The organism is Brachybacterium sp. P6-10-X1 (assembly GCF_001969445.1).
Lineage (GTDB): Bacteria > Actinomycetota > Actinomycetes > Actinomycetales > Dermabacteraceae > Brachybacterium.
Genome location: NZ_CP017297.1, coordinates 3,471,227 through 3,483,888, shown reverse-complemented (window position 1 = coordinate 3,483,888; position 12,662 = coordinate 3,471,227). Strand labels below are relative to the sequence as shown.

The 12,662-nt window shown below is 71.0% G+C and carries 9 protein-coding genes and 1 pseudogene; 9 read left to right on the top strand and 1 reads right to left on the bottom strand.

The window, feature by feature from the left end:
- Positions 1–23 precede the first annotated feature (23 nt).
- From BH708_RS15590 to BH708_RS15570, 5 genes are all read left to right on the top strand, one after another.
- Positions 24–1,721 (top strand): sodium:solute symporter family protein, encoded by a 1,698-nt coding sequence (locus BH708_RS15590; RefSeq protein WP_076809957.1) that lies wholly within the window; start codon positions 24–26, stop codon positions 1,719–1,721.
- 10 nt (positions 1,722–1,731) lie between these two features.
- Positions 1,732–2,067: a hypothetical protein gene (locus BH708_RS15585; protein WP_076809956.1), complete on the top strand. Its 336-nt coding sequence runs from the start codon at positions 1,732–1,734 to the stop codon at positions 2,065–2,067.
- 470 nt (positions 2,068–2,537) lie between these two features.
- Positions 2,538–4,076, top strand: coding sequence for a S10 family peptidase (locus BH708_RS15580; RefSeq protein WP_083713665.1), 1,539 nt, complete (start codon positions 2,538–2,540; stop codon positions 4,074–4,076).
- A gap of 164 nt (positions 4,077–4,240) precedes the next feature.
- The gene (locus tag BH708_RS15575; protein WP_172805769.1) at positions 4,241–4,963 is read left to right on the top strand and encodes a TetR/AcrR family transcriptional regulator; all 723 of its coding nucleotides are present in this window, start codon (positions 4,241–4,243) and stop codon (positions 4,961–4,963) included.
- Complete coding sequence (locus BH708_RS15570; protein WP_076809954.1) at positions 4,960–6,480, top strand: FAD-dependent monooxygenase; 1,521 nt, start codon at positions 4,960–4,962, stop codon at positions 6,478–6,480. Before BH708_RS15575 ends, BH708_RS15570 begins: the two co-directional genes overlap by 4 nt.
- On the opposite strand, the gene BH708_RS15565 is transcribed toward BH708_RS15570, so the two are convergent.
- Positions 6,440–7,846: an NAD(P)/FAD-dependent oxidoreductase gene (locus BH708_RS15565; protein ID WP_172805768.1), complete on the bottom strand. Its 1,407-nt coding sequence runs from the start codon at positions 7,844–7,846 to the stop codon at positions 6,440–6,442. The two genes, BH708_RS15570 and BH708_RS15565, sit on opposite strands and share 41 nt — an antisense overlap.
- Positions 7,847–8,101: 255 nt before the next feature.
- Between BH708_RS15565 and BH708_RS15560 the strand changes: the two are divergent.
- The 4 genes and pseudogenes from BH708_RS15560 to BH708_RS15545 all read left to right on the top strand — a co-directional run.
- Positions 8,102–10,069 (top strand): annotated as a pseudogene (locus BH708_RS15560) (glycoside hydrolase family 15 protein); the annotation flags it as partial.
- A gap of 196 nt (positions 10,070–10,265) precedes the next feature.
- On the top strand, positions 10,266–11,753 hold the full coding sequence (locus BH708_RS15555; protein ID WP_076809952.1) for an NAD-dependent succinate-semialdehyde dehydrogenase: 1,488 nt from the start codon (positions 10,266–10,268) through the stop codon (positions 11,751–11,753).
- Positions 11,754–11,828: 75 nt separating this feature from the next.
- Complete coding sequence (locus BH708_RS15550; RefSeq protein ID WP_076809951.1) at positions 11,829–12,287, top strand: hypothetical protein; 459 nt, start codon at positions 11,829–11,831, stop codon at positions 12,285–12,287.
- A gap of 9 nt (positions 12,288–12,296) precedes the next feature.
- Complete coding sequence (locus tag BH708_RS15545) at positions 12,297–12,617, top strand: DUF3870 domain-containing protein (RefSeq protein ID WP_076809950.1); 321 nt, start codon at positions 12,297–12,299, stop codon at positions 12,615–12,617.
- Positions 12,618–12,662: the final 45 nt, after the last annotated feature.

Sequence of the window (12,662 nt, the reverse complement as noted above, 5' to 3'; positions counted from 1 at the left end):
CCTCCTCCGGAAAGCTGGTCCCCATGGTCGACATCCGCCTGGATGCTCAGTGGATCGACTACGCGATCATCGCGTTGTACTTCGTGTTCGTGCTCGGCGTCGGCTGGTACGCCAAACGCGGGGTCTCCAACTCCATCGAGTTCTTCCTCTCCGGCCGCTCCCTGCCCGCCTGGGTCACCGGCCTCGCCTTCATCTCCGCCAACCTCGGTGCCGTCGAGATCATGGGCATGTCCGCCACCGGCGCGGAGTTCGGCATGCCGACGATGCACTACTTCTGGGTCGGAGCGATCCCCGCGATGCTGTTCCTCGGCGTCGTGATGATGCCGTTCTACTACGGCTCCAAGGTGAGATCCGTCCCGGAGTTCATGCGCATGCGCTTCGGCACCGGTGCGCACCTGGTCAACGCGATCAGCTTCGCGATCGCCCAGCTGCTGATCGCCGGCGTGAACCTGTACCTGCTGGCCATGATCGTCCACCGCCTGCTGGGCTGGCCCCAGTGGGTCGGCCTCATCGTCGCCGCCGCGTTCGTGCTGTTCTACATCACCGTCGGCGGCCTCTCCGCCGCGATCTACAACGAAGTGCTGCAGTTCTTCGTGATCGTCGCGGCCCTGCTGCCGCTGACCCTCGTCGGCCTGCACCGCGTGGGCGGCTGGAGCGGCATGAAGGAGCGCGTCGCCGGGGACGGGATGCTCGGGGCCGAGCAGCTGCACAGCTGGCCCGGTCAGGCACTGTCCGGCTTCGACAGCCCTGTGCTGTCCGTCGTCGGCATCGTGTTCGGCCTCGGCTTCGTCCTCTCCTTCGGGTACTGGACGACGAACTTCGTCGAGGTCCAGCGCGCGATGGCCAGCAAGTCGATCACCGCCGCTCGGATGACGCCGATCATCGGCGCCTTCCCGAAGATGTTCATCCCCTTCATCGTGATCATCCCCGGCATGATCGCCGCGGTGCTGGTGGGCCAGCTGACGGAGTTCAAGCAGCTCGACCATGCCGGCAATTCCGCCGAGGCCGCCGCCACCGGCGTCACCTACAACGACGCCCTGCTGCTGCTGATGCGCGAGGTGCTGCCCAACGGCCTGCTGGGCGTCGCGATCGCCGGCCTGCTGGCGGCGTTCATGGCCGGCATGGCCGCGAACATCTCCGCCTTCAACACCGTGGTCAGCTACGACCTGTACCAGCAGTACGTGAAGAAGGACGAGCCCGACGGCCACTACATCACGGTGGGGCGCATCGCGACGGCCGCGGCCTGCGTGATCGCGATCTTCACCGCGCTCATCGCCGGGCAGTTCTCCAACCTGATGGACTACCTCCAGACGCTGTTCGGCTTCTTCAACGCACCGCTGTTCGCGACGTTCATCCTGGGCATGTTCTGGAAGCGGATGACCGCGACCGCGGGCTGGACCGGCCTGGTGGCGGGCACCCTCTCGGCCGTCGCTCTGTGGTCCTCCTCGACGTTCTTCGAGGTGTTCACGCTGCCGGGCCAGGGACTCGCCTTCATGAGCGCGGCGACCGCGTTCGTCGTCGACATCGTGGTCTCCGTAGTGGTCACACAGTTCACGGCACCGAAGCCCGTCCTCGAGCTGAAGGGCCTGGTCTACTCCGAGACCCCGAAGGCCGACCTGGTCGATCCGGAGGAGAAGGGCATGCCGTTCTGGCGTCGCCCCGTCCCCATGGCAGGCATTGCCCTGGGCTTCGTCATCATCCTCAACGTCCTGTTCGCCTAAGGAGCCAGACATGACCCCCACTCCCCAGGAAGCCCCCGGCGGCGCGAGCGACGTTCCCGATTCCGGACACGTCGAGACCGCCGGCGCCTTCGACATCCGCAACTTCATCGGCGTCCTGCTGGGCCTGTTCGGCCTCATCCTGCTGGCGATGGGCATCTTCGCCTTCGACGAGGGCGCCGCCGAGAAGACCGACGGTCTCAACGCCAACCTCTGGGCGGGCCTGGCCATGGTCATCGTGGCCATCGCCTTCGTGGTCTGGACCAAGGTGGACCCGATCCGCATGGTCGTCCGCGACAACGAGGAGGGCGCGGAGGAGCCTCGCGACATCTCCCCGCTGGACGACTGACACACGAGGTCCCGCTGGGCGACTGACACCTGAGGCTCCGCTCGACGACCGACACAAGGTCATGCTCGGCGGATGACACGCCGGCGACCGGATCTCGAATCCCCCGATCCGCACCATGAACGATGCGGATCGGGGGATTCGGCGTTTCCGGGCCGCATGTCGCGGGCCGAGCCGCATGTCGCAGACCGAGCCACACGTCGCCGACCGAGCCACATGTCGCAGGCCGAGCCGCATGTCGCAGGCCGAGCCACATGTCGCCGACCGAGCCACATGTCGTCGCCCCACCCCGGGGCCAGGCCTGGCCCCGAACCGCAGGCACCGGCGCCCGGCACCGGCGCGCGACACCCGTGCCCGGCACCCGGCGCCCGGCACCCGTGCCCAACACCCGGCACCGGCACCCGGACCTCGGCCCCTGGACACGCCGCTCGCATAGCATCGACGTCGACGCCGGATCCGACGAAGGAGCACGAGTGAACGCCGAGCCCACCACCCCTTCCCCCGACACCGCGAAGAACGCCCCCGGCCCCGACGCCGGCACCGACGCCGAGAAGCGCGAGGACCATCTGGTCACCACGCTGCACTCCCTGGCGCTGCCCGACGGCGCACTGGACTACACGGCGACCACCGGCACCGTGGTGCTGAAGGAGGAGCCCGAGGGCGAGGAGTACGGGCGCGGCACCGCCTACGCCGAGCTGTTCTCCGTCTCCTACGTCGCTCAGGGCCACGCCGCCCACGGCACGGGCGAGCAGGAGCGCCCGGTGGTCTTCGCCTTCAACGGCGGCCCGGGCGCCTCGACGGTGTGGCTGCACCTGGGACTGCTCGGCCCGCGTCGGGTGGACTCGGGCGATGCCGGAGCTCCCGCGGCGCCACCGCACCGCCTGCTCGACAACCACGAGACGATCCTGCGCCAGGCGGACCTGGTGGTGGTCGATGCGATGACCACCGGCTATTCACGTCCCGTGCCGGGAGCGAAGAGCGACCGCCACCACGGGCTGGCCGCGGATCGTGATCTGATGGCATCGTTCGTGATCGACTGGCTGACCCGGAACCAGCGCTGGACCTCGCCGCTGTTCCTGGCGGGAGAGTCCTACGGCACCACCCGCGCTTCCGCGGTCGCCGCACGCCTCATGGACCGCTATTACGTCGCGGTCGCGGGGATCGCCCTGATCTCGCCGGTGCTGGACTTCGGCACCATCCGCTTCGCCGAGGGCAACGACCGCCCCTACGTCCACTACCTGCCCACCTATGCGGCGATCGCGCATGCGCACGGCAAGCACGAGGGCCGTCTGCTGCAGGACGTGGTCGACGAGGCGGAGGCCTTCGCGGAGCAGGAGTACCCGGCGCTGCTGGCGGCCGGAGCACGCTTGGCGCCCGAGCAGAAGCAAGAGGCCGCCGCGCGGATCGGCGCCCTGATCGGCGTGGATCCCGACTGGGTCCAGCGGGCGAACCTGCGCGTCGAGCATCAGGCGTTCCTCGCCGAGCTCCTGCGTGAGCAGGGCCTGCTGACCGGGCGCATCGACGGGCGATTCACCGCTCCTGCAGGCGATGGCAACACCGCCACGATGGAGACGGATCCGTCGATCGACCAGCTCGCCCCGTCGTACACCGCGACCATCAACCAGTACCTGCGCCGCGAGCTCGACTTCACCAGCGACGTGGTCTACGAGATCATGTCGGGCCGTGTGCACCCGTGGAGCTACCAGGACTTCGAGAACCGCTCCGTCGAGGTCGCCTCGGACCTGGCGCGGCTGCTGCGCAAGTCCCCGCACACGAGGGTGCTGGTCTCCCACGGTTACCACGATGCCGCGACCCCGTTCCACGCCAGTGAGCACGTGCTGGCGCAGTTGGCGATCCCGCGGGAGGACTACACCGAGCGGATCCGCATCGAGTACTACGAGGCAGGGCACATGATGTATTGCCACGAGCCGAGCCGCCGGGCCCTGTCGCAGCACCTGGCCGAGTTCGTGACCGGTGAGGAGTCGTCCGCAGCAGACGCCGACCAGGAGTGACCGCGCCTCGCCTCGGCGGGCCGCCCCATGTCACCACCCCATGCCACCGCGCAACCCGCCGCCCGGAGGACGGCCCGGACCACCGCGCATGCCCCACCCCTTGCTCCCGCTCACGCGGAGTGCTTCAATAAACCGACCATGAGTCTGTTTATGTGGAGGTGTCCGTGGCCCGCACCGTCGACCCCGTCCGCCACGAGGAGCGTCGACGCTCGATCCTCGACGCCGCCACCCGCCTGCTGCGCGAGCGCGGCGTCCAGGGGCTGACCATCCACGACGTGCTCGGCGAGGCCGGCATCTCCAAAGGAGCGCTCTACCACTACTTCTCCGGGAAGGACGAGCTGCTGGCGGCGCTGATCGCGCGACGGCTCGACGCCTGGAGCGATGCGGTCACCGACACCATCGCCGCCGTGGCGAGCCCCTCGGAACGACTGGTCGTGCTGGTCCGCACGCTGACCTCCGCGAAGTCGCAGGACCTCGCCCTGCTGGTCTCCGCACTGCCGACCCTGCACTCCGACGACGGGGCGGCTCTGCAGGCTCGGCTGCGGATCGCAGGACGGGAGCGCTTCGTCCCGCTGCTGACCCAGGTGATCACCGACGGGGCGCAGACCGGTGTGTTCGCGGCCCCGTCCCCGGCGAGCGCGGCCCGGGTGGTCATGTCCCTGCTGCAGGAGATGGCGGAGGCCGTCGCCCGTGGTCTGCGGGAGATCCGCGACGGCCGCGGCGACGCCGACGTGCTGCACGCCGATGCGCTCGCCTATGCGGCGGCCGTTCCCGCCGTCCTCGACGCTCCTGCCACGGGTGAGGACTTCCTGCGCCCGGGAGACCTCGATGCCTGGATCCGGGCCGCGCATCAGCTGGGCACCATCTCGTCGAAGGAGCAGGGATGAGCGACCCCGACCGCACGCCGGTCCTCATCGTCGGCGCAGGCCCGACCGGGATGACCGCCGCCCTGACGCTGATCCGTTCCGGAGTGCCGTGCCGCATCATCGACCGGCGCAGCGCCCCCGGGAACAGCTCCCGGGCGCTGGGCCTGCAGGCCCGCTCGATGGAGCTGCTCGCGGGCTTCGGCGTCGCCGAGGAGATCGAGCAGGTCTCGTACCGGCTGCGCGGGTCCAGCATCATGCGCGGTCATCGCTCTCTCGTCGACATGGCCTGGGAGCCGCCCGAGAGCCCATTCCCCCACACCTATGTCCTCCCGCAGGCGGGCCTCGAGGCGATCCTGCGCCGGCACCTCACCGAGGCAGGCGTGCAGATCGAGCGCGGCGTCGAGGCCACCGACGTCCGCAGCGGCCCGGACGGCGCGAGAGTCCGGACCACCGATGGCCATGAGCTCTCCGCGGACTGGGTCCTCGGGGCCGACGGGGCCCGCAGCAGCATCCGGGAGAGCGTCGGGATCCCCTTCCCCGATCGGGACACCGGGGAGACCTATTACCTGGCCGACGCGACCCTCGACCTTCCTCGTCGTCTCGGCGACGGGGCGATGTGGCTGGGGCCGCAGGGGCCGCTCATGCTGATGCGGCTGCCGGGTGATGATCGGCTGTGGCGGTTGTTCATCGACGTCAGCGACAGGGCGCGCGAGATCGCGCTGCCCGAGCCGGACGCCGACCTGCTCGGCCGGGAGCTCGAGCAGCGCGCCATGGCCGGGATCGTGGTGGACTCGGTGCAGTGGACGTCGATCTTCCGCACCCGGATCGGCCTGGCGGACTCCTACCGGTCGGGCCGGGCGCTTCTGGCCGGCGATGCCGCGCACGTGTTCCCCCCGTTCGGCGGGCAGGGCATGAATCTCGGCATCCAGGACGCCGTCGGCGCCGCATGGCGGCTGGCCAGCATCGTCCACGGTGCCGACGAGCAGCTGCTGGACGCCTACGAGCACGAGCGCAGACCGGTGGCGGCATCGGTGATCCGCGACGTGGAGTCACGGCGCCGGCTGTATGCGCTGCGCCACCCCGTGGCCCGGGCGGGACGGGATCTGCTGCTCGCGGCGGCGGGCCGCAGCCGGTCGGCGGCGCGCGCCGCCAGTGTGCAGAACGCGCAGCTGGCCATCAGCTACCGCGATCGCACCCCGGGCGGGGACCGGGGTCCGTCCCCGCGCCCCGGCGACCGGGCGCCGCACGCGATGCTCGGCGACGTCTCCCTGCATGAGCTGTTCGGGCCGGATCACGCCACCCTGCTGCTGTTCGGCGAGCACGCTGCCCCGCCGCGTCCTGACGGGCTGCGGATGCGGACGCTCGCCGTGGACGCGGGCACCGATCCGGACGGAATCGCCGCGCGCCGCTACGGTGTCGACCCCGGCGAGCGCGCGTGGGTGCTGGTGCGGCCCGACGGGCACGTCGAGGCCCGCGGCACCGGAACGCCGACCACTCTCACCGCTGGACGGGCACCAGCTTCCCCAGGGTCTCGTTGAGGGACTCCGCCGAGGACGGGTGGGTCCAGATCCCGCTGCTGAGCTGCGTCGCCGTGGTGCCGGTGCGCATCGCGAGCGCCACCAGGTTGATGACCTCCTGGGCGTCGACGTGCAGCAGCCGCGCCCCGAGGATCTGATCGGACCGCGCATCGACCACGAACATCACCAGGCCGCGGGGGTCGCCGACGGTCTTCGGGCGCGGCATCGCCTTGATCGAGGCGACCTTCTGCGTCGCGACCAGCACCTCGTGCCCGGCGGCGAGCGCCTCGTCGAGGGTGAGGCCGACGGCCGCCAGCGGCGGGGACAGGAAGGTCGTGGTGGGCACGGCGACGCGGTCGGTGGTGGTGCGCCGCCCGTCCCCCTGCAGCTGGGAGAGCACGATGCGGAAGTCGTCCAGGGACAGGTAGGTCTGCTGCGCCCCGCCGTGGACGTCGCCGATCGCATACACCCCCGGGGCGCTGGTGCGCAGGTGCTCGTCGACCACGATCGCCCCGCGGGCATCGACGTCGATCCCCGCTGTCTCGAGCCCGAGGTCCTCGGTGGCGGGGCGGCGACCGGTCGCCAGCAGCACCGCCTCGGCCTCCAGGCGCTGCTCGTCACCGTCGTGGCGCACCACGACGGTGGCGGCGTCGGGTCCGTCCTCGATCCGCTCGGCCGACGCCCCGTGCAGGATCTGCACACCGGCGTCCTCGAGCACGTCGGTCACCTCGGCGGCGACCTCCTCGTCCTCGCCGGGCAGCAGCCGCTCCCGGCGGTTCGCCACGGTCACCTCGGCCCCGAAGCCCGCGAACATCGAGGCGAACTCCAGGCCGACGGGCCCTGCGCCGATCACCACCAGGCGACCCGGCAGCGGGTCGACGTGCTGCAGCGAGGTGGAGTCGTGCACCCGTGGTGAGTCGATCCCCGCCAGCTCGGGACGGACCGGGGTGGCGCCGGTGTTCACCACGACCACGGGCGCGGTCACCGTGAGCGCGTCCTCGCCGCCGGTGACCTCGACGGTGCGCTCACCGGTGAAGCGGGCGCGGCCATCGATCAGGGTGACGGCGTCGAGGTCGGCAAGCATCGCGTGGTTGACCTCGCGCATCGATCTGACGACGGTGTCGCGGCGGCCGACGGAGCGGGCCCAGAACTGCTGGGCGTCGTCCTCCTCGCGGCGCTGTTCGGCGTCGTGGACGAGAGTCTTGGTGGGCACGCAGCCGATGTTGATGCAGGTGCCGCCGTGCATCTGGTCGAACTGCTCGACCATGGCCACGCGGGTGCCGGCGGCGCCGAGCGTGGCGGCGAGGGTCTTGCCGCCCTTGCCCCAGCCGATCACCAGGACGTCGACGGACAGCTCGGAGAGCGCGGACGAGGTCTGTGCAGTCATGCCTGCCACCGTAGCCTCGCGCCATGAACCGCCGACCCGCTGCAGGACCGGTCGAGCCGCGCCGCCGGACGCCGACCCGCAGCAGGACCGGTCGAGCCGCACCGGCGGACGCCGACCCGCAGCAGGACCGGTCGAGCCGCACCGGCGGACGCCGACCCGCAGCAGGACGGGTCGAGCTGCACCGGCGGACGTCGACCCGCGCCCGAGGAGGGCAGATCCCGGCGTTCCTTCCCGTCGACCGGCCGTACGTGGTGGACTGGGCCCATGACCAGTCCGCTCATCGAAGATCATGCCCTGCTCTCGGACCAGCGCGCCGCGGCTCTCGTGACCCGGGAGGGGGACATCGACTGGCTGTGCCTGCCGCGCTTCGACTCCGATGCGCTGTTCTGCTCGCTGCTCGGCGACGAGGAGAACGGGCACTGGTCGCTGCGGATCACGGACGGGGAGGTGGTCTCGCGCCGCTACCTGCCCGGCACGATGGTGGTGAGGACCGTGTGGCGCTCCCCGACCGGCATGGCGACGGTCACCGAGCTGATGCCGATCGCCGACGGGGACACCGAGATCACCGGGTCCCCCGATGCGACGCCCGTTCCCGTCCCGCCGGCGGACGGCACGTCGGCCGCCGGGGTCGGGCCCGAGGGATCCGGTACGCCTGGTGGTCCCCCCGGTTCAGCTCCCCATCCCGCACCCGGCAGCGCGTCCTCGCTCGCCGGGGACGTCGACGACCACGCCGATCTGATGCGCTCCGTGACCTGCACCGAGGGCGAGGTCGAGGTGGTCCAGGAGCTGAAGATCCGCTTCGAGTACGGCCAGGCCGTGCCGTGGGTCCGCCGCGGCGAGGACGCCTCCGGGGACCCGGTGCTGATCGCCGTCGCCGGCGGTGACGGACTCGCCCTGCACGGTCCCGCCCTCACCCCGAACGGCCGCTCCCATGAGGGGCGTCACCGGCTCTCGGCCGACAAGACGGCCACCTGGGTGCTCACCTGGTTCCCCTCCTGGCAGCAGCCTCCCGCCGCGCCCGACCCGGGCACCGCGCTCGATCGGACCGTCAACGAATGGGCCTCCTGGCTGGGGAACGTGCAGGTCGGTGCGGAGTACGCCGACCCCGTCTCGCGCTCCCTGCTGGTACTGCGGGCCCTCACCCATCGCCGCACCGGCGGCATCATCGCCGCCGCGACCACCAGCCTCCCGGAGGACTTCGGCGGGGTGCGCAACTGGGACTACCGCTTCTGCTGGCTGCGCGATGCGGCCCTCTCCCTGGAGGCCCTGCTCGCCCACGGCCATGTCGCCGCCGCCGACTCGTGGCGCCGCTGGCTGCTGCGCGCCATCGCCGGGGATCCCGAACGGCTGCAGATCATGTACTCGATCACCGGGGACCGGAACCTCCTGGAGCGCGAGCTCGAGCACCTCTCCGGCTACGAGGACTCGGTACCGGTGCGGATCGGCAACGGAGCCGCCGACCAGTACCAGGCCGACGTCGTCGGCGAAGTGATGATCGCGCTCGCGGCCATGCGCGAGGCCGGATTGGAGGAGACCGTCTGGTCCTGGCCGCTGCAGAAGGCGCTGGTGCGCTACACCGTGGACCGCATCGACGAGCCCGACCAGGGCATCTGGGAGATGCGCGGCGATCCCGCCTTCTTCACCCACGGCCGGGTGATGGTCTGGGCGACCTTCGACCGCGCGATCAGCGGCGTCGAGGACCACGACCTGCCCGCCTCCTCCGAGGACCTCGCTCTCTGGAAACGCCTGCGGGACCAGGTGCGCGAGGAGGTCATGACGCGCGGCGTCAGCGAGGAGGGTGCGTTCACCCAGACCTACGGCAGCACCGAGGTCGACGCCTCCCTCCTGCAGATCCCGCACACCGGATTCCTCCCGGCCGACGACCCGCACATGCTCGCCACGGTCGCGCGGATCGAACAGGAGCTGAGCACCCAGGACGGTCTGATCCTGCGCTACCGCACCCAGGGCCAGGACGGGCTGCCGGGCGATGAGCACCCCTTCCTGGTGTGCTGCTTCTGGCTGGTCGAGCAGTACGCCGCCTCCGGGCGCCGCGACGAGGCCGAGGCGCTGATGGACCAGCTGCTGAACTGCGCGAACGACCTGGGCCTGCTGGCCGAGGAGTTCGACAGCGGCGCCGGGCGGATGGCCGGGAACTTCCCGCAGGCCTTCAGCCACCTGGGCCTGATCCGCGCCGTCGACTCCCTCGCCGCCGTGACGGCCTGAGGAGGAGCGGCCGCGCCCGATCGGCCCGAGCGGCCGAGCCCGGTCGGACCGAGCGGCCGCGCCCAGTCAGATCGAGCGGCGGCGCCCGGTCAGATCGAGCGGCCGCACTCGGTCGGACCGAGCGGTCGCGGTCCTCTCGTCGGATCCGGCCCCCAGGTGCAGACTGGGAGGGACCCCGTCACCGCAGGAGGAACCCATGGCCGGCCCGTCCGCTCTCCCCGAGATCACCGATCAGCGCATCTCCGACCTGCTGGAGCGCGTGCCGCGCAGCTCCTTCGTCGACGGTGCCTTTCTGGGTGGGAACCCGTCGCTCCCGGTGCTCGATCCCGCGGCTGGCACCGCGCTGACCACCGTGGTCGACGCGGACGCCACCACCGTCGGCGCCCGGGCGCTGGACGCCGCCGTCGCCGCGCAGGACGACTGGGCGGCGACCCTCCCCCGCGAGCGCTCGGACATCCTGCGCCGCGCCTACGAGCTGTGCCACGAGCGGGCCGACGATCTCGCCCTGGCCATGACCCTCGAGATGGGCAAGCCGTTGGCAGAGGCCTACGGCGAGGTCACCTACGGTGCGGAGTTCCTGCGCTGGTTCAGCGAGGAGGCGGTGCGCCAGCCCGGGCGCTTCCGCCATGCCCCGTCGGCCGAGGCCGCCGTCCTCACCGTGCCCCACCCTGTCGGCCCGACACTGCTGATCACGCCGTGGAACTTCCCGCTGTCGATGGGCACGCGCAAGATCGGCCCAGCCCTCGCGGCCGGCTGCACCGTCGTGCTCAAGCCCGCCCAGAAGACCCCGCTGACCTCCCTGCTGCTGATGGAGATCCTGGCCGAGGCCGGGGTGCCCGCCGGGGTGGTCAACTGCGTGGTGACCTCCGATTCGAAGGCCCTGAGCTCCACGCTGATGGCCGATCCGCGGCTGCGGAAGGTCTCCTTCACCGGCTCCACCGGCGTGGGCAGGACCCTGCTGTCGCAGGCCTCCGAGCACGTGCTGAAGTCCTCGATGGAGCTGGGCGGCAACGCCCCCTTCCTGGTGCTGCCCTCGGCGGACGTCGAGGTCGCCGTGACCGCGGCGATGCTCGGGAAGTACCGCAACAACGGCGAGGCGTGCACCGCCGCGAACCGCTTCTACGTCCACGCCTCCGTCGCCGAGGACTTCACGCGGCGCCTGGTGGAGGAGACCGAGAAGCTCGTGGTCGGCCCCGGCACCGAGGCGGACACCACCCTCGGACCGCTGATCGACGAGGCCGGCCTCGCCAAGGTCGAGGACCTCGTCGCGGACGCCCTCGAGCGGGGCGCGAGGGTCCTCACCGGTGGGAAGCGCCTGGACCGGGAGGGCTTCTTCTACGCCCCGACGGTCCTGGCCGATGTGCCGCGCGAGGCCCGCGTGAACCGCGAGGAGATCTTCGGACCGGTCGCGCCGATCATCGTGCTCGACGACGTCGACGAGATGGTCGCCGCCGCCAACGACACGGAGTTCGGGCTGATGGCCTACGCGATGGGCGAGAACCTCACCGAGACCGCGGACGTCGCCGGCCGGATCGAGTCCGGCATGGTCGCGGTGAACGTGGGCGTCGCCTCGGACCCGTCGGCCCCCTTCGGCGGCGTCAAGGAATCGGGCCTGGGCCGCGAGGGCTCCCACGAAGGGCTCGCCGAGTTCCTCGAGACCACCTACGTGCGCCTGCCGCTGTGAGCGTCGACGCAGGGAGGCTGGCGCGCTGCATGCCCGTCGACGTGCCGCATCTGGCGAGGATCCGCTCCGCGAGAGATGTGGATGCTCGAACGCGGCATCGAGCAATGGGCGCCCGGCTCCCAGACCCGGATGGAAATCCTCGCGCAGGTCGACCGAGGCGAATGGTTCCGCCTGGTCGGGAACGGATCACGGGCCGACGGCGGTGAGTCCTCGAGCGGCGACGAGCTGCTCGCCGCCGTCCGGCTGCTCGATACGGACCCCGACTTCTGGGACGACGACGTCGCCTCGGCGCTGTACGTGCATGGGCTGATGGTCGATCTCCCCGCCGCCGGACGTCGGCTCGGGGAGCAGGTGCTCGAACTGGCCGCTGCGGAGGGCCGCCGACGCGGCCGTGACCTGCTGCGTCTGGACTGCGCTCCCCACCTGGTGGCGTACTACTGCCGACTCGGCTTCACCTCGATGCGGCGCAAGGAGTTCCCGGACTTCACCACCGTGCTCCTGGAGCGTCCGCTGCGCCCCACGACCACCGCATAGGCTCACGGCATGGCACGCACCATCTACCTCACCGGCGAGTCCAAGGCGCCCAGCAACAATCCGATCACGGAGCAATGGGGGCTGTTCTTCATCGGCCTCATCGTCGATACTGAGACCCACGTCATCGAGAAGGTGGACTGCACCGCCACTCTGACGCTCACCGTCGAGTTCGTCCGCGAGCTGCTGGTGGGGCGTTCCCTCCTCGAGGACGACTCCCTGGTGGAGTCGATCACCGACAGGTACCACGGGTCCTCGCAGAGGGCGCTCGCCACGGCAGTGCGCAACGCCGCTGCGAAGTACCGCGACTTGTCGGCCGGCCCCACCGCATAACGTCATCCCCGCGCCGTCTGCCCGGAACCTCACCGAACCGGATCC

Coding starts and splice junctions, on each gene's coding strand:
- BH708_RS15565 (WP_172805768.1), bottom strand. CDS start 7,846: ATGACTGCACAGACCTCGTCCGCGCTCTCCGAGCTGTCCGTCGACGTC.
- BH708_RS15585 (WP_076809956.1), top strand. CDS start 1,732: ATGACCCCCACTCCCCAGGAAGCCCCCGGCGGCGCGAGCGACGTTCCC.
- BH708_RS15590 (WP_076809957.1), top strand. CDS start 24: ATGGTCGACATCCGCCTGGATGCTCAGTGGATCGACTACGCGATCATC.
- BH708_RS15570 (WP_076809954.1), top strand. CDS start 4,960: ATGAGCGACCCCGACCGCACGCCGGTCCTCATCGTCGGCGCAGGCCCG.
- BH708_RS15555 (WP_076809952.1), top strand. CDS start 10,266: ATGGCCGGCCCGTCCGCTCTCCCCGAGATCACCGATCAGCGCATCTCC.
- BH708_RS15550 (WP_076809951.1), top strand. CDS start 11,829: ATGTGGATGCTCGAACGCGGCATCGAGCAATGGGCGCCCGGCTCCCAG.
- BH708_RS15545 (WP_076809950.1), top strand. CDS start 12,297: ATGGCACGCACCATCTACCTCACCGGCGAGTCCAAGGCGCCCAGCAAC.